The organism is Mesorhizobium sp. M0848 (assembly GCF_040319805.1).
GTDB lineage: Bacteria > Pseudomonadota > Alphaproteobacteria > Rhizobiales > Rhizobiaceae > Mesorhizobium.
Window position 1 is genome coordinate 145,414 of the sequence record NZ_JAMYOM010000004.1, and the last position, 14,627, is coordinate 160,040.

The window sequence follows — 14,627 nt, forward strand, 5'->3', positions numbered from 1 at the left end:
TGATCAGGCGAGAACGGTCTGCAGCCGGGTCAACTCGCCGATCTGGGCCATCGTCGCCTGATAGCCGATGTTGATCGCCTCGTCGGCGCGGTGGAACTCGGTCAGGCCGATATGGCTGAGCTTCGGCTGCAGCGACATATCGGGCGGGTCGCCGGCAAGCCTGGCACGCGAAATGCGGTCCTGGATGATGTTGAAGGCCTCGACCATGACGCCGGTAATGCCGAGCCGCGTCTGATGCGACTGGTGCTCGGCGTCGACCTTGCCGGGCCTTGGTGCGTCCTTTTCGATGACCAGTTCGCCGGCGCTGTGTTTTATCACCGCGGCACGGCCGAACAGATCATAGTGAAGGTTGACCGCCACGACGAGCGGCTGCTCGTAGGCGCGGCAGACCGAAACCGGTACGGGGTTGACCAGCGCGCCGTCGACCAGCACGCGGCCATTGCAATTCACCGGCTCGAACACGCCGGGAAGCGCATAGGAGGCGCGCATGGCGGTGATCAATGAGCCGCTCGACAGCCAGATTTCGTGGCCGGTGCGGATTTCGGAGGTGACCGCCACGAACGGCTTGGCAAGGTCCTCGAAACGAATGCCGGCCATGTGCTCGCGCAGCCTTGCATCGAGCTTCATGCCGCCGAACAGGCCGCTGCCGCGCAAATTGAGATCGAGCAGGCCGAAGATGCGGCGCTTGGTCAGGCTGCGGGCGAATTCTTCCAGTTCGTCCAGTTTGCCGGCGAGATAGCAGCCGCCGACCAGCGCGCCGATCGAGGTGCCGGCGATCATCGATACTTCGATGCCGGCTTCGTCGAGCGCGCGCAGCACGCCTATATGCGCCCAGCCGCGGGCGCACCCGCCACCTAAGGCGAGCGAAATGCCTGTTTTCTTCTGGGAGTTCGTTTCGGACGCGCCGCCTGACGAGGACAGGCCGTTGGCCTCCCTGACATCTGGTCTGTTACGCAATGACGCCCACTCGAGCATCATGATCTCCCTTGTCCCACGGCTACTATACGAGCGGGCCGTATCGAAATGATGAATCCGTGTGGTCGGTGTCAGGCAGAAGGTTCAAGCTAGTGGTTTCCGATACGTTTTTTCCGCATCGAACAGCGGCTTGCTGCCGTCGTCGGCAAGCGTCCCCTTGCCATCGATCAGCCCCACCGTCCGATAAAAGCATGAACGCCGGCCAGTGTGACAGGTTGCGTCGTGGCCCAATACTTTGACGCGCAACCATATGGCATCCTGGTCACAATCCGTGAGCATCTCGACGACATGCTGAAAATTGCCTGATGTTTCGCCCTTTTTCCAAAGTGCGTCCCGCGAGCGCGACCAGTAGTGGGCTATGCCGGTCTCCAGTGTCAGTGCCAGTGCTTGCGCATTCATATGCGCAACCATCAACAGCATGCCGTCCGCGGCGTCTGTCACGATGACCGTGACCAGCCCGGCTGCATCGAAGCGCGGCGAAAACACCGCGCCTTCCTCAAGCGCTTTCTTGTCTGACGGAGCTTTTGGAAATTCCAGTGCCGACATCGCCGGTCCATTTTCCTCTTTGACCATGATCTTGTCCGAAAACCGGTCTCCACTTTTCGGGATCATGGTCTGATGGCCGGCGAGGGCCGATCAGACCCCGCCGCCGCGCACCATGGTGACGAAACGGACCTGCTCTTCGGGCGTGTCCTTGAAAACGCCGGTGAAGGTCGAGGTCAGCGTGGTTGAACCCTGCTTGCGGATGCCGCGCATGGCCATGCACATGTGCTCGGCCTCGATCATGACGGCGACGCCGCGTGGATTGAGCACGTCCTGGATGACGCCGGCGATCTGCGCCGTCAGCGCCTCCTGGGTCTGCAGGCGGTGGGCGAAGATATCGACGACGCGGGCGATCTTGGACAGGCCGACGACCTTGCCGTCCGGAAGATAGCCGACATGCGCCTTGCCGATGATCGGCACCATATGGTGCTCGCAATGTGAATGGAATGTTATGTCCTTGACGATGACCAGATCATCGTAGCCGGCGACCTCCTCGAAGGTGCGGCCGAGCTCGTCGGCCGGGCACATGTCGTAGCCACCGAACATTTCGCGGTAGGCCTTTGCCACCCGCTTCGGCGTGTCGACCAGCCCCTCGCGGTCCGGATTGTCGCCGGTCCAGCGCAAAAGCGTGCGCACGGCGGCTTCGACTTCGGCTTCGCTCGGCCGGTCGGTGACCGGCTTTTCCATATAGGCTGACTGTGGCATGAGCTTCTTGATGACGGCATCCATAAAGGCGTCTCCCGTAGTCCCTCTCGGCGGAGGAACGAGTTGAACGGACCACGACCTTTCGGTGTCGGAAACTCGCCCCGTTTCCAGCCCCGTAAGCGGCGTGAACTTCCCGGCAAGGACATTGGCTTTCGTCTTCTTGTCGATACCGGACTGCCACCATTATATAAGGTCATAGCGAGCGAAAGGAAGACACGACAGCGGCAATCGCTGTTCGCTTGGCGGCGACGGATTGGAAAATAATGATAAACGAGGTCTACAACGCGAAAATTCTCGGTTTTGCCGGGAACATTGGCCGCATCGGCCGGCTCGATCATCCTGACGCAACCGCCAAGGCGCACTCCAAGCTATGCGGTTCCACGGTCACCGTCGACCTCAAGATGCAGGACGGCGTGGTCACGGACTTTGCCCATGATGTGAAGGCCTGCGCGCTCGGCCAGGCGTCGTCATCGATCATGGCGCAACATGTCGTCGGCGCGAGCGCCGAGGAATTGCGCGCGGTGCGCGACACCATGCTGAAGATGCTCAAGGAAAATGGCGCCCCGCCGGACGGTCGCTTCGCGGACCTCAGATATCTGGAGCCGGTGCGCGATTACAAGGCCCGTCATGCCTCGACCATGCTGACTTTCGACGCCGTGGTCGACGCCATCGGCCAGATCGAGAAGCGCGCCGAAGCCTGAGGGCCGGCAACCGACCGTTTACAATGCACGTCTGCTTTCGGCAAATTCGCCGCGTACCCAGTCCGCGAACGCGGCGGCCGGCTCCGACAGATCGCGCAAGCTTCTGGCCACCAGCCAATAGGCGCCGGATGCGACGTCGATGTCGAACGGCTTGACCAGCGCGCCGGACGCGACTTCTCCGCCGATCTGCAAGAGATCGCCCAGTGCAACGCCATGTCCGAGCAAGGCGGCCTGCTTTGAAAGCGACGCATCCGCCAGCATCGGCCCGCGCGCCGGCACGGCGTCGGCGGGCACGCCGGCCGCTTCGAACCAGCGCGCCCAGCCCTGGCGGTTCTCCTCGTGCAAAAGCGTGTAGCGACCAAGATCGATCGGCTTCTCGAGGGCGGGGCCCGAGGCAAGCAGCGCCGGCGACAGAACAGGTGAGTCGACTGTCGAAGCAAGTTGCTCGGCTTCGCTGCGCGGCCACGCGGTGGCATGTGCGCTGAAGCGCAAGGCAAGCTCCGGCTGATCGCTGCGGAACTCGATCAGCCTTGGATCGACCTCGAGCGAGATGTCGATGTCAGGCCGCAATTGGCGAAACCGGTTGAGCCGTGGCACCAGCCACACGGATGCAAGCGACGGCTCGACACTGACACGGACCACGGACTGCGCCGGTGTCGCCACCAGTTCTCCAAGCAAGGTATCGATAGCGTCGAAACTTCTGACAAGCTGATCCAGCAGACGCCGTCCGGTGTCGGTCAGTTCGACACGGCGATGGTGACGTTCGAACAAGGGTTGGCGCAGGAAGATTTCGAGTTCCCGGATCTGCCGGCTGATCGCCGCCTGTGAGACGAAAAGCTCCTCGGCGGCCCGGCTGAAGCTCAGATGCCGGCCCGCCGCCTCGAAGCTCCTCAATGCCGTCAACGGCAGGCGCCCACGCTTCATTTCGCATAACCCAGGATTATCCGAAGTGGAAATTATACTCGTTTGAAGGCGAAGGCCAGCGGCCGTCTAATCGCATCAAAGGAGACCGACCATGATCCAGTTGCTGAGCATCTTTGGCGATGTCATGCGGATCGCAACGTTTCAATGGCGTGACAGAAGACAGCATGAAAAGCGTTACGAAGAGCCGACCAGTCGTGGCCGGTGGGTGGCTTCGGCTGACTGGCAGCCGTTTCGTCGTTTCCGTCCGTGACGGTGGGGCCATGCAGGGCGCGGGGATTGCGTTCTCCAGTAGAAGCCCACATCTATCGCGTGGGAACAGCGAAACGGAGACTGTGGTGCGCGACCAGCATGGGCATGCGCATATCGCCCGGCCGCCGAAACGCGGCCGTAACTGGCCCGGTCCATGGCGCAAGACGCCGGGCCGTCTCCTCGGCACGTCGCTCGTGCGCCTCTACCAGCTGACATTGTCGGGCTTTGTCGGCAATTCCTGCCGGCATCTGCCGACCTGTTCGGAATATGCCCATGAGGCGATCGCCCGCCATGGGCTGTGGGCGGGCGGTTGGATGGGATTTTTCCGGGTGCTGCGCTGCGGGCCATTCGGCACGCATGGCATAGACCTCGTGCCGGAGGTGCTGGAGGATCGTTATGTCTGGTTCACGCCATGGCGGTACTGGCGGATCGGCAGCAAGCGCGGCGAAGCGCAGGGGTGATCGCGTCAGTCAGGTCCCGCCGGCTCTGCCCGTTTACGATCCGGTAGGGTTAACAACAGCCTGCACAAAGACTGCGCATTTGAGACAAAATCGAGACAAGAGACCTCGCTAAGCCGCTCCCGAACCCCCTTCTGGAGCGAGCAGAAAATGCGCAATTTCGACCGTCTTCCCTTCATCTTTGCCGGGATACTGTTCCTGCTCGCCTGGCTGCTGGGATTTCCGCTGCGCGCGCAATCGGCGCCGCTGGGGGACGTGCAGTGCACGGTGATCGCCGATGCGGCGAGCGGCAAGGCGCTCTACCAGGACGGGGTGTGCGACGAGCGGTTCAGCCCGGCTTCGACGTTCAAGTTGCCGTTGTCGCTGATCGGCTATGACAGCGGGATCCTGAGCGACGAGCACACGCCGAGCTGGGATTACAAGCCTGAATTCAACGCGGTGAAGCGGGATCAGAAGACCGTCGATCCGGTGGTCTGGGAGCGGGATTCGATCCTGTGGTTTTCCCGGGAAATCACCCGCCGGCTTGGGTCTGGGAGTTTTGCCGGTTATGTCTCGAAATTCGACTACGGCAACGCCGATGTTTCCGGCAATCCCGGCAAGAATGATGGTTTGACCAAGTCCTGGGTGAATTCCTCGCTCAAGATCACGCCGGTCGAGCAGGTCGAATTCCTGCGCAAGCTGCTGGCCCGCAAGCTGCCTGTCTCGGCCAGGGCTTACGACATGACATCAGCCATCATCCCGACCTTCCAGGCCGGAGGCTGGACGGTGCAAGGCAAGACCGGAAGCACCAGGCTGCGCAACGACGTCGACAAGGTTCAGGACAAGCGTTCGCTCGGCTGGTTCGTCGGCTGGGCGCAAAAGGATGGCCGCCAGATCGTCTTTGCGCGGCTTGTCGTCGACACCAACCGCACCGACATGCCCAAGGGCCTCAAGACCCGCGCCGCGTTCCTGAAGGACCTGCCGCTCCTCATCAAATGAACGCTGACATTTGAGCCGGGCTTTACGGAGGCGGAATCTGTCCATAAAAGACAGCCGCTGCCGGACGCATCCGGCTTTTCCCTATGCATATCGTAACCCAAAACCGCCATACACTTTTGGGCGACATGCATTTCAACCACCCGCGCTCGTTTGCGGGACTGGATAGGAGATAGATATGCTGAATTCCGTTTCTCTGACATTTCCCGATGGCTCCGTCCGCGAATACGACGCGGCGATGACCGGTGCTGGCCTCGCCGAATCGATCTCGAAATCGCTGGCCAAGAAGGCGGTCGCCTATGCGATCGACGGCACCGTTCGCGATCTCAGCGATCCGCTCGGCAAGTCCGGCAAGGTCGAGATCGTCACCCGCGACGACCCGCGCGCGCTGGAGCTGATCCGCCACGACGCGGCCCATGTGCTGGCGGAAGCCGTGCAGGAATTGTGGCCGGGAACGCAGGTGACCATCGGGCCGGTGATCGAGAACGGGTTCTACTACGACTTCGCCCGTAACGAGCCGTTCACGCCTGACGATTTTCCGGTGATCGAGAAGAAGATGCGCGAGATCATCGCGCGCAACAAGCCGTTCACCAGGGAAGTCTGGTCGCGCGACAGGGCGAAAAAAGTCTTTGCCGACAAGGGCGAGCGCTACAAGCTGGAGCTGATCGACGCCATTCCTGAGGATCAGAATCTCAAGATCTATGCGCAGGGCGACTGGTTCGACCTCTGCCGTGGCCCGCACATGGCCTCGACCGGGCAGATCGGCAATGCCTTCAAACTCATGAAGGTGGCCGGCGCCTATTGGCGCGGGGATTCGAACAACCCGATGCTGACCCGCATCTACGGCACGGCCTGGGCCGACCAGGCGCAGCTCGAAGCCTACCAGATGATGCTGGAGGAGGCCGAGAAGCGCGACCATAGGAAGATCGGCCGCGAGATGGACCTGTTCCATTTCCAGGAAGAGGGACCGGGCGTCGTCTTCTGGCATGCCAAGGGCTGGAAGATGTTCCAGAACTTGGTCAACTACATGCGCCGCCGCCTCGACGAGCATGGCTATCAGGAGGTCAACGCGCCGCAGGTGCTCGACAAGAGCCTGTGGGAGACGTCAGGCCATTGGGGCTGGTATCGCGACGCCATGTTCAAGGTGACGGTCGCCGGCGACGACACCGATGACGACCGGGTCTTCGCGTTAAAGCCGATGAACTGTCCGGGCCATGTGCAGATTTTCAAGCATGGGTTGAAGTCCTATCGCGATCTACCCGTGAAGCTTGCGGAATTCGGCAATGTGCATCGCTACGAGCCGTCGGGCGCGCTGCACGGGCTGATGCGTGTGCGCGGCTTCACGCAGGACGATGCGCACATCTTCTGCACCGAGGAGCAGCTGGCCGCGGAGTGCCTGCGCATCAACGACCTGATCCTGTCGACCTATGCTGATTTCGGTTTTGACGAAATCAGCGTCAAGCTTTCGACGCGGCCCGACAAACGCGTCGGCACCGACGAAGCCTGGGATCACGCCGAAGCAATCATGGGCAGCGTGCTGGAGACGATCAGGACACGATCCGGCAATCGCATCAAGACCTCGATCAATCCGGGCGAAGGCGCCTTCTACGGACCGAAATTCGAATATGTGCTCAAGGATGCCATCGGCCGCGAATGGCAGTGCGGCACGACGCAGGTCGACTTCAACCTGCCGGAACGGTTCGGCGCCTTCTATATCGGCTCCGATTCCGAGAAGAAGCAGCCTGTGATGGTGCACCGCGCCATCTGCGGTTCGATGGAGCGCTTCCTCGGCATCCTGATCGAGAACTATTCCGGCCATTTCCCGCTGTGGTTCGCGCCGCTGCAGGTGGTGGTGGCGACGATCACCTCGGATGCCGACGGCTATGCGACCGAAGTGGTGGCAAAGCTGAAGGCCGCCGGGCTGTTGGCGGAAGCGGATTTGCGCAACGAGAAGATCAACTACAAGGTCCGCGAACACTCGCTGGCCAAGGTTCCGGTCATCCTCGTCTGCGGCAAGCGCGAGGCCGAAGAGCAGACGGTCAACATGCGCCGGCTGGGCTCACGCGACCAGGAATCGCTTGGCCTTGACCAGGCGATCGCGCAATTGACCGAAGAAGCCGTCACGCCCGACCGCAGGCGCAAACTCGCTGCCTGATCGGCATAGTTTTTCGGCCAAATGGCGGTGGAGCGATCCACCGCCATTTTCATATCCTTGTCACGCCGACCTTGTAACGAACCCCTATGCTCAAGCTGAAATCGCGCGAACGACCCTTTCCCGAGCTTTCCTATGCCAATCCGCGCCAGCCGGCGCTGACGCGCTGGTTCATCCATTCGATCGAAGGCCTGTCGGGCCGCGACCGCTACACCGCGCTTTACGATTTTTGGCGCCGCCAGGTCGTGCCGACCGGCGAGCGTGTGTTCAGCCGCATGCTCGACCTGATCGACGTCCGCGTGCGGACGGCAGATCAGTGGCCGCCAGCGCAATTGCCTGATACGCCGCTGGTGATCGTCGCCAATCATCCGTTCGGCATCGGTGACGGCATTGCCGTGCTGTCGCTGGCCGAGCAGCTCGGACGGCCGTTCCGGGTGATGATCCACAAGGACCTGCTCAAGATCCGCGAGATGGAGCCCTACTCGCTGCCGATCGACTTTTCCGAGACCAAGGACGCGCTGAAGAACAACATGGCCGTGCGCCATGAAGCGGTGCGGCTGCTGAAGGAGGGCGTCACCATCGTGGTGTTTCCGGCCGGCGGTGTCGCCACCGCGCCAAAAGGTTTTGGCCGGGCGCGCGACCTGCCGTGGAAGATGTTTCCGGCCCGTCTCGTCCAGGAGGCCAAAGCGTCGGTCATCCCGATGCATTTTTCCGGGCAGAACGGCAGGCTGTTCCATCTGGTCAGCGGCCCGATGAACATGGCTGAGAGCGACGGCCGGGTGGCGAAATTCATCGGCAAGGCCTCGGTGACATTGCGCACGTCGCTGCTCATCCACGAATTCGCGCGGTTGTCCGGCAAGGCGATCGACGTGCGTGTCGGCAAGATGCTGAGCTGGAGCGAACTGGAGCCATTGCGCGACCGCAAGGAGTTGCTCGACCGCCTTTATCGCGGCGTGTTCGACCTTGCGCCAGTCGTGAGGCGCCGCCGGATTCCGTTCCTGCCGGCGCGGACCAAGCTGGCTGCTTGAGGCAACAAACGTCCGGCTCGCGAGGGGCCGAGACTCGACCGTCCGTTCAGAAAATAGTATGACACTGTAACGTTGCGGTGCTATAAGGAGGCAAGAAACGAACTTGCCATGAGAACCAGCAAACCAATCACCGTGACCCTCGGCCGCCAGCAGAGCAGCGTCGACGCACGTCTGGCCTCGGGCGCCTACGATTCCGCCAGCGAAGTCATGCGCGCGGCGCTACGCGCCCTCGATCGCGAGGAGCAGATCATCACCGCTGTTATGCACGCCAAGGTCCAGGAAGCCCTTGACGACCCGCGTCCGGACATCCCGGCAGAAGACGTCTTCAAAGCGTTGCGCGCCCATCATGCGGACCGCATGAAGGCCTCTAAGCGTGACGCATAAGGTCGTCTTCAGGCCAGCGGCTCAAGCCGACCTCTTCGCCATCTACAATTACATCGAAAACGACAGCGGGAATCGGCGTGCCGGCGACTATGTCAACCGCATAGAGGCCGCGTGTATGGCGCTGTCCACCTTCCCGGAGCGCGGGACCGTGCGCGACGCTGTTGGCCCCGGCGTCCGCATCGTCGGTTTTGAACGCCGCGTATCTATCGTTTTCCGGGTCAACGGTGACACCGTGGTCATCCTGCGTGTGCTCTACGGCGGACAGGATTATCCGGCCAGTTCAGAGGATGAAGCAGACACCTGATTCCTCTGGTAGGGATTGCGAACTGCAGTCTGGTCTAATCAGCACCTTCTTCGGGATCCATCGCCGCGGCCTCGGTGGCCAGAACCTCGATTTCCTGGTTCTGCCCGGCCACGACCGTAAAATCCTTCTGGTAGATGCGGTCGCGGTTCTTGGCGATGATGGTGTAGTCGCCCTCGGCCAGCACCATAGAGGCGAAGGCGCCGACAGTTTCCTTGATCGGATCGCCGGACTCATTGAGCAGCGACCAGGAGGTATCGGCGATCGCCTCGCCGCCGGTTTCGCGCACCAGCTTCATCGTGATCTCGGCGGCGTGGTGCTCGACGGTCGCTTCGGTCAGCTTGCCGGCCTCGACACGGATGTCGGAGCGGATGACCGCGTTGACCGCGCCATAGGTCGAGACGACATGGTAGATGCCGGCGTTGAGCCGCACGACGCTGTTAGGCTCGACATCGGGAATGATCAGCGCGCGGTCGCCATTGGCCTCGGCGGTGCCCTCGTAAATCGAAAAGCGCAGCTTCTTCGGCGGAATGCGCACGCCGCCGGACAGCACGGCGTCGAGCTTAAGGCCACCGGCGTCGAGCACGAGGCTTTCGCGCTTGGCGTCCTTGCCGACAGTGATGCGCTTGGTGGCGCCGGCCCGGCCGTAGGAGGCGTGAACCAGATAGCTGCCAGGCTCGAGCTGGAAGACGGCGGTGCCGCCATGGGAGGAGGCGACCATCGGCAATTTGCCGTTGACGGCTTCGGGCTTGAAAACCCGCCAGACGATGCCGCGCGTGATGTCGGAACCCTTGTCGGTCAACTGGGCGGACAATGTGATGGCGCCGCCGCCGCTTAGTGCCAGTGACGTCTCGCCTTTCGGCGTCGCGTAGCTCGAAATTCCCGGAAGCTTCAGGTCGCTGACACCGTCGACGTTCTGCGCCATGGCGTACGAAACCGGCGCCATGAACAGCAGGGCGCCGAGCCAGATCAGGAAAAGACGGACAGTCCCCTCAAACATGCCTTGCGTTGAAGCCCATGGCGGTGGCAATTTCAAGGCTTAAGAGTCCGATACGACTCTTCCGTCCGGCGTATCCCGCGCCAATGCCCGAGCCGCCCGAATTCCCGATGGTGCGCTTCAGCTCAAAACAGAATGTTCAGGAGACTTGCGCCCATGGCGTCGCCGATCATCGATTTCCTGCTGACCCGAAACTCCGCTCCGATCCCCGATCTGAAGGAGCCGGCGCCGAGCGATGCGGAGGTCGCGACGATGATCACTGCTGCTTCGCGGGTGCCCGACCATGGCCGATTGGAGCCCTGGCGCTTCATCGTCTACCGTGGCGACGCCCGCGCCGAGATCGGCAGGCAACTGGCAGCGCTTGCAGAGCAGCGGGAGGGCCCATTGCCGGAAGGCCGCCGCAATCAGGAACTGGCGCGGTTCTCACGCGCGCCGCTGGTGATCGGCGTCGTATCTATCCCCCGGGAGAATCCCAAAATCCCGCAATGGGAAATGTTCCTGTCGGGCGGCATGGCGGCGATGAACCTGATGATAGCAGCGAATGCGCTGGGCTATGGCACCAACATGATCAGCAACTGGTATTCGGATGTGCCGGAGGGCAGGACGCTGCTGGGGCTGGCGCCGCAGGAGCGCGTCGTCGGCTTCATCCATATCGGCTCCTATGCCGGCCCGGCGCCGGAGCGGCCGCGGCCCGATCCGGCAAAGCTTTACGGCGACTATTCGGGGCCGTGGGCGGGCTGAATGTTCTACGAACCCTCAAAGGGCCACGGCCTGCCGCATGACCCTTCGAAGGCGATCGTGGCGCCGCGTCCGATCGGCTGGATTTCGACGCTGAACGGGGCAGGCGAGGTCAATCTCGCGCCATACTCCTTCTTCAATGCCGTCTCGACGCGACCGTTCATCGTCTGGTTTTCCTCGGAAGGCGAGAAGGACAGCGCCTCCTTCGCGCAGGAAACCGGCGAGTTCGTCGCCAATCTCGTCAGCCGCGATCTCGCGGAGAAGATGAACCGCACATCGGTCAACGCACCGCGCGGCGTCAACGAGTTCGTCTATGCCGATCTTGCCATGGCGCCGTCGCGCCTCGTCGCGCCGCCGCGCGTGGCGGCAGCGCCGGCTGCGCTCGAATGCCGGGTGACGGAAGTTTTTCGGCCAAAGGCGCTGGACGGATCGCCGACAAGCGCTGTGATTGTTGCCGGTGAGGTGGTCGGCGTGCACATCGACGACGCCTTCCTGACAGACGGCCTGTTCGACATCACCAAGGCCGGCAATGTCGCTCGTCTCGGCTATATGGACTATGCCAGCGTCGACCAAGTGTTTTCGATGCGCCGGCCGCGCTGGGACAAGGACTAGATATCAGGCTTGGCCAGCGCCTTGCCGGCACTCTTTCGCCGCCTGGCCGTCATGACGGTGCGCACATAGCCGGGCTCGCCGATCCGGATGCTTCCATCGGGCAGGCCCAGTATGCGGTCGAGAGCGATCTCGTAGAGCCTGACGCGTTTCTCCAGGGCCTCGATCGCGATCTCCATGTCGGCGTCGCTGCCCCCGGCAATTGCCTTGGCAACGACGTCATGCGTGGCCATGCCGAACTGCATGACGATGTCGGCGACACCTTCCGGATCGAAGGTCCTGAAAGTGGTGTCTTCGATCCCTTGCCTGATGATCTTGACCAGCAGAGGTGAAAACGACGCGCTGGCGGCCAGATTGATACGGTGGAAAAGCACCAGATTCTCAGGCCGAAACATCGTCTCGAAAAGAGTCCAAGCTTCCGGCGCGGTCTCGATCTTGGCCCGCCGCGACTGGCTGAGCAGGCCATTCAGGCGGTCAAGCGGGTCTAGGCCCGGATCGTCGATTATGTCTTGCACGCCAGCCAGTGCCTGTCTTGCAAAGCGATCGGCCAAGGCTTCCAGAAGAGCCTCCTTGGAGGGGAAGTAGTGATAGAAGGCGCCCTTGGAGACGCCGGCGGACGCAATCACGTCGTTGAGGCTCGCTTTGTCATAGCCCTGCGTCAGAAAAAGCGTCTGGGCATGGTCCAGAAGTTCTTCTCGCCTGAACTCTGGATGCTTGATGACACGGGGCATGATGAACCTTCTGCACAGCTCGCTTGAATTACAGACCGTCGGTCGGTATGGTAGACCGATGGTCTAAAATTGCCAGCGCAAGTGAGCGGATATCATGAAAGGCCGATCATGATCGCGAAATTGGTCCTTCAAACATTCGTCTGGTTTGGCGCCATGGGCGCCTTGCTCTTCCTGTCGGCCGGCACGCTGCACTGGCCGGGGGCCTGGGTCTATCTGGTGGGGATGGTGGGGCTCAGTCTCACCTTGGGCGTGGCGCTGGCAAGGCGCGATCCCGGCCTGATGAATGAGCGGCTGAGTTCTCCCATCCAGAAGAATCAGGACACGGCCGACAAGGTCCTGCTGTCCATACTACTGTTCGCCATCTTTGGTTCGCAGATATTCATGGGGTTCGACGTCCGTTTCGGCTGGTCCGTGGTTCCCGTCTGGGTGCAGGTGGTCGGCGCGCTCGTCCTGTTGCTCGGAATCTGGATCTGCTATCTGACGATGCTGGAGAACAGTTTCGCGGCGCCCGTGGTGAAGATCCAGGATGAACGCGGACAACATGTGATCTCCACGGGGCCTTACAGCTACGTCCGCCATCCGATGTACGCCGGCGCCATCCTCTTCTTCGCCGGCACGGCACTTCTGCTTGGTTCCTGGTGGGGGCTGGCGTCGGTACTCGTGATCGTCGTTCTCCTGGCCATCCGCACCTTCATTGAAGAGAAGACGCTTCGCACCGGCCTGCGCGGCTATGACGACTATGTGGCCCGGGTCCGTTACCGCCTGATCCCGTTGGTTTGGTAGCAGGCGCTCAGGCGGAAACACCTGCCGCCTTTGCCCGCGCCAGAAGCCGCTCGGCTAGCCGCAGGTGCGGGCGGTCGAACATCCTGCCGTCGATGCTGACGACGCCGGGACTTCCCGCTGCCGCGAACGCGGCAACGATTGCCGCCGATTGTCTCACGGCGTCGATCGACGGCGTGAAGGCGGCGTTGATGACCGGCACCTGATCGGGGTGGATCGCCATCTTGCCGGTGAAGCCATCGCGCTCGGCCTCGGTGCATTCCGCTTCGAAGGCCGCCATGTCGCGAAAATTCGGGAAGACGGTGTCGATCGCCTCGACCTCCGCCGCACCGGCGGCAAGTATGGTCATGGTGCGAGCGTGACGGAACACGTCCGTGTAGCGGCCATGCTCGTCGCGGGCGTTGCGCGCGCCGATCGCCGCCGACAGGTCTTCAGCGCCCCAGGTGAGGCCGGCAAGCCGCGCGCTTGTCCCGGCATAGGTCGCAGCCGCCAGCACGCCTGCCGGCGTTTCTGTGATGATCGGCAGGATCTTGATCGCGCCGTCGGCCAAGCCGTTTTCGGCCTCGCGCACCCTGAGCTTTGCCGACAGGTGCTGCACATCCTGGCCGCTGTTCGACTTGGGCAGCATGATGCCGTCGGGTTTCGCTGGAACCAGTGCGGCGAGATCGTCGTCCGTCAGCGCGGTCGACAGGTCGTTGACCCTGACATAGATGGCTGAACCGGTTTGCGCCCTGCGTTCCAGGATGAAGCGCGCCGCCACCTCGCGTGCCAGCGCCTTGTTGTGCGGTGCCACGGAATCCTCGAGGTCGACGATGACCACGTCGGCGCCGACACCAAAACCCTTTTCCAGTTTCCTCTGGGAATCGCCAGGGATGAACAGCAGCGAACGCATGCGTCAGATCGCCTTCTTCAGCATCATCGCTTGCCTGGTGCATTTGGCGACGAGATCGCCATGCTGGTTGTAGGCGCGATGCTCGAATTCGACGATGCCGCGATCGGGTTTCGACCTGGACTCGCGCACCGAGATGACTGTCGTCTCAACGCGAATGGTGTCGCCATGGAAGACCGGATGCGGAAACACGGTCTCCTTCATGCCGAGATTGGCGACCGTAGTGCCGACTGTGATGTCATTGACCGAAATGCCGATCATCAGGCCGAGCGTGAACAGCGAGTTGACCAGCGGCTTGCCCCATTCGCTCTTGGCGGCGAAATCGAAGTCGATGTGCAGCGGCTGCGGGTTCAGCGTCATTACCGAAAACAGCATGTTGTCGCTTTCGGTAACGGTCTTGCGCAGCGTGTGCTGGAAGACATGGCCGACAACGAACTCTTCGAGATAAAGCCCGGCCATTTCTTCTCCCCAGGTGCTTGACGGTGATA

The 14,627-nt window shown here is 62.0% G+C and carries 19 protein-coding genes; 11 read left to right on the plus strand and 8 right to left on the minus strand.

The features are described 5' to 3' along the window. Positions 1–3: 3 nt before the first annotated feature. From NKH95_RS06030 to folE, 3 genes are all read right to left on the minus strand, one after another. Positions 4–978 carry a patatin family protein gene (locus NKH95_RS06030; RefSeq protein ID WP_196815316.1) on the minus strand — a complete coding sequence of 325 codons (975 nt, stop codon included), beginning with the start codon at positions 976–978 and terminating at the stop codon, positions 4–6. A gap of 81 nt (positions 979–1,059) precedes the next feature. Next, positions 1,060–1,521: a phosphoribosyl-AMP cyclohydrolase gene (gene hisI / locus NKH95_RS06035; protein WP_352440229.1), complete on the minus strand. Its 462-nt coding sequence runs from the start codon at positions 1,519–1,521 to the stop codon at positions 1,060–1,062. A gap of 90 nt (positions 1,522–1,611) precedes the next feature. Then, a complete protein-coding gene (gene folE / locus NKH95_RS06040) occupies positions 1,612–2,247 on the minus strand; it encodes a GTP cyclohydrolase I FolE (RefSeq protein ID WP_023810482.1) in 636 nt (211 codons plus the stop codon). Between the two features lie 239 nt (positions 2,248–2,486). Here folE and NKH95_RS06045 point away from each other — a divergent pair, with 239 nt between their 5' ends. Beyond that, positions 2,487–2,924, plus strand: coding sequence for an iron-sulfur cluster assembly scaffold protein (locus NKH95_RS06045; RefSeq protein ID WP_352630189.1), 438 nt, complete (start codon positions 2,487–2,489; stop codon positions 2,922–2,924). Between the two features lie 18 nt (positions 2,925–2,942). On the opposite strand, the gene NKH95_RS06050 is transcribed toward NKH95_RS06045, so the two are convergent. Further along, entirely contained in the window at positions 2,943–3,848 is a 906-nt protein-coding gene (locus NKH95_RS06050) for a LysR substrate-binding domain-containing protein (RefSeq protein ID WP_023810484.1), read from the minus strand. 91 nt (positions 3,849–3,939) lie between these two features. Here NKH95_RS06050 and NKH95_RS06055 point away from each other — a divergent pair, with 91 nt between their 5' ends. The 7 genes from NKH95_RS06055 (at position 3,940) to NKH95_RS06085 (ending at position 9,398) form a co-directional block, all read left to right on the plus strand. Next, positions 3,940–4,098 carry a hypothetical protein gene (locus tag NKH95_RS06055; protein WP_081734812.1) on the plus strand — a complete coding sequence of 53 codons (159 nt, stop codon included), beginning with the start codon at positions 3,940–3,942 and terminating at the stop codon, positions 4,096–4,098. 85 nt (positions 4,099–4,183) lie between these two features. After that, the gene (gene yidD / locus NKH95_RS06060; RefSeq protein ID WP_127297163.1) at positions 4,184–4,558 is read left to right on the plus strand and encodes a membrane protein insertion efficiency factor YidD; all 375 of its coding nucleotides are present in this window, start codon (positions 4,184–4,186) and stop codon (positions 4,556–4,558) included. Between the two features lie 147 nt (positions 4,559–4,705). Further along, positions 4,706–5,533: a class D beta-lactamase gene (blaOXA, locus tag NKH95_RS06065; protein WP_352891176.1), complete on the plus strand. Its 828-nt coding sequence runs from the start codon at positions 4,706–4,708 to the stop codon at positions 5,531–5,533. 175 nt (positions 5,534–5,708) lie between these two features. Then, the gene (gene thrS / locus NKH95_RS06070) at positions 5,709–7,685 is read left to right on the plus strand and encodes a threonine--tRNA ligase (RefSeq protein WP_352891178.1); all 1,977 of its coding nucleotides are present in this window, start codon (positions 5,709–5,711) and stop codon (positions 7,683–7,685) included. Positions 7,686–7,771: 86 nt separating this feature from the next. After that, positions 7,772–8,710 carry a lysophospholipid acyltransferase family protein gene (locus NKH95_RS06075; protein ID WP_352720252.1) on the plus strand — a complete coding sequence of 313 codons (939 nt, stop codon included), beginning with the start codon at positions 7,772–7,774 and terminating at the stop codon, positions 8,708–8,710. A 108-nt stretch (positions 8,711–8,818) separates the two neighbouring features. Beyond that, positions 8,819–9,094 carry a type II toxin-antitoxin system ParD family antitoxin gene (locus NKH95_RS06080; protein WP_023810489.1) on the plus strand — a complete coding sequence of 92 codons (276 nt, stop codon included), beginning with the start codon at positions 8,819–8,821 and terminating at the stop codon, positions 9,092–9,094. After that, a complete protein-coding gene (locus NKH95_RS06085; RefSeq protein ID WP_023810490.1) occupies positions 9,084–9,398 on the plus strand; it encodes a type II toxin-antitoxin system RelE/ParE family toxin in 315 nt (104 codons plus the stop codon). Before NKH95_RS06080 ends, NKH95_RS06085 begins: the two co-directional genes overlap by 11 nt. A 34-nt stretch (positions 9,399–9,432) precedes the next feature. Here the strand turns inward: NKH95_RS06085 and NKH95_RS06090 are convergent, their stop codons facing one another. Next, a complete protein-coding gene (locus tag NKH95_RS06090) occupies positions 9,433–10,395 on the minus strand; it encodes an RgsD C-terminal domain-containing protein (RefSeq protein ID WP_023810491.1) in 963 nt (320 codons plus the stop codon). A 153-nt stretch (positions 10,396–10,548) separates the two neighbouring features. Between NKH95_RS06090 and NKH95_RS06095 the strand changes: the two genes are divergently transcribed. Both NKH95_RS06095 and NKH95_RS06100 read left to right on the plus strand, forming a co-directional pair. Further along, entirely contained in the window at positions 10,549–11,133 is a 585-nt protein-coding gene (locus tag NKH95_RS06095; protein ID WP_352891179.1) for a nitroreductase family protein, read from the plus strand. Beyond that, positions 11,134–11,742 (plus strand): flavin reductase family protein, encoded by a 609-nt coding sequence (locus NKH95_RS06100; protein ID WP_352891181.1) that lies wholly within the window; start codon positions 11,134–11,136, stop codon positions 11,740–11,742. On the opposite strand, the gene NKH95_RS06105 is transcribed toward NKH95_RS06100, so the two are convergent. Next, complete coding sequence (locus tag NKH95_RS06105; protein WP_352440237.1) at positions 11,739–12,470, minus strand: TetR/AcrR family transcriptional regulator; 732 nt, start codon at positions 12,468–12,470, stop codon at positions 11,739–11,741. The two genes, NKH95_RS06100 and NKH95_RS06105, sit on opposite strands and share 4 nt — an antisense overlap. 108 nt (positions 12,471–12,578) lie before the next feature. On the opposite strand from NKH95_RS06105, the gene NKH95_RS06110 reads away from it, so the two are divergent. Then, positions 12,579–13,253, plus strand: coding sequence for a methyltransferase family protein (locus NKH95_RS06110; protein WP_352552893.1), 675 nt, complete (start codon positions 12,579–12,581; stop codon positions 13,251–13,253). A gap of 7 nt (positions 13,254–13,260) precedes the next feature. Here the strand turns inward: NKH95_RS06110 and NKH95_RS06115 are convergent, their stop codons facing one another. Then, the gene (locus tag NKH95_RS06115) at positions 13,261–14,142 is read right to left on the minus strand and encodes an HpcH/HpaI aldolase/citrate lyase family protein (RefSeq protein ID WP_352891183.1); all 882 of its coding nucleotides are present in this window, start codon (positions 14,140–14,142) and stop codon (positions 13,261–13,263) included. Positions 14,143–14,145: 3 nt separating this feature from the next. Then, on the minus strand, positions 14,146–14,598 hold the full coding sequence (locus tag NKH95_RS06120) for a MaoC family dehydratase (protein WP_023810497.1): 453 nt from the start codon (positions 14,596–14,598) through the stop codon (positions 14,146–14,148). Positions 14,599–14,627: the final 29 nt, after the last annotated feature.

Excerpts from the sequence above, each read along its gene's own strand:
- NKH95_RS06030 (WP_196815316.1), bottom strand. The coding sequence starts at position 978 with ATGATGCTCGAGTGGGCGTCATTGCGTAACAGACCAGATGTCAGGGAG.
- hisI (WP_352440229.1), bottom strand. The coding sequence starts at position 1,521 with ATGTCGGCACTGGAATTTCCAAAAGCTCCGTCAGACAAGAAAGCGCTT.
- folE (WP_023810482.1), bottom strand. The coding sequence starts at position 2,247 with ATGGATGCCGTCATCAAGAAGCTCATGCCACAGTCAGCCTATATGGAA.
- NKH95_RS06045 (WP_352630189.1), top strand. The coding sequence starts at position 2,487 with ATGATAAACGAGGTCTACAACGCGAAAATTCTCGGTTTTGCCGGGAAC.
- NKH95_RS06050 (WP_023810484.1), bottom strand. The coding sequence starts at position 3,848 with ATGAAGCGTGGGCGCCTGCCGTTGACGGCATTGAGGAGCTTCGAGGCG.
- NKH95_RS06055 (WP_081734812.1), top strand. The coding sequence starts at position 3,940 with ATGATCCAGTTGCTGAGCATCTTTGGCGATGTCATGCGGATCGCAACG.
- blaOXA (WP_352891176.1), top strand. The coding sequence starts at position 4,706 with ATGCGCAATTTCGACCGTCTTCCCTTCATCTTTGCCGGGATACTGTTC.
- thrS (WP_352891178.1), top strand. The coding sequence starts at position 5,709 with ATGCTGAATTCCGTTTCTCTGACATTTCCCGATGGCTCCGTCCGCGAA.
- NKH95_RS06075 (WP_352720252.1), top strand. The coding sequence starts at position 7,772 with ATGCTCAAGCTGAAATCGCGCGAACGACCCTTTCCCGAGCTTTCCTAT.
- NKH95_RS06080 (WP_023810489.1), top strand. The coding sequence starts at position 8,819 with ATGAGAACCAGCAAACCAATCACCGTGACCCTCGGCCGCCAGCAGAGC.
- NKH95_RS06090 (WP_023810491.1), bottom strand. The coding sequence starts at position 10,395 with ATGTTTGAGGGGACTGTCCGTCTTTTCCTGATCTGGCTCGGCGCCCTG.
- NKH95_RS06095 (WP_352891179.1), top strand. The coding sequence starts at position 10,549 with ATGGCGTCGCCGATCATCGATTTCCTGCTGACCCGAAACTCCGCTCCG.
- NKH95_RS06100 (WP_352891181.1), top strand. The coding sequence starts at position 11,134 with ATGTTCTACGAACCCTCAAAGGGCCACGGCCTGCCGCATGACCCTTCG.
- NKH95_RS06105 (WP_352440237.1), bottom strand. The coding sequence starts at position 12,470 with ATGCCCCGTGTCATCAAGCATCCAGAGTTCAGGCGAGAAGAACTTCTG.
- NKH95_RS06110 (WP_352552893.1), top strand. The coding sequence starts at position 12,579 with ATGATCGCGAAATTGGTCCTTCAAACATTCGTCTGGTTTGGCGCCATG.
- NKH95_RS06115 (WP_352891183.1), bottom strand. The coding sequence starts at position 14,142 with ATGCGTTCGCTGCTGTTCATCCCTGGCGATTCCCAGAGGAAACTGGAA.
- NKH95_RS06120 (WP_023810497.1), bottom strand. The coding sequence starts at position 14,598 with ATGGCCGGGCTTTATCTCGAAGAGTTCGTTGTCGGCCATGTCTTCCAG.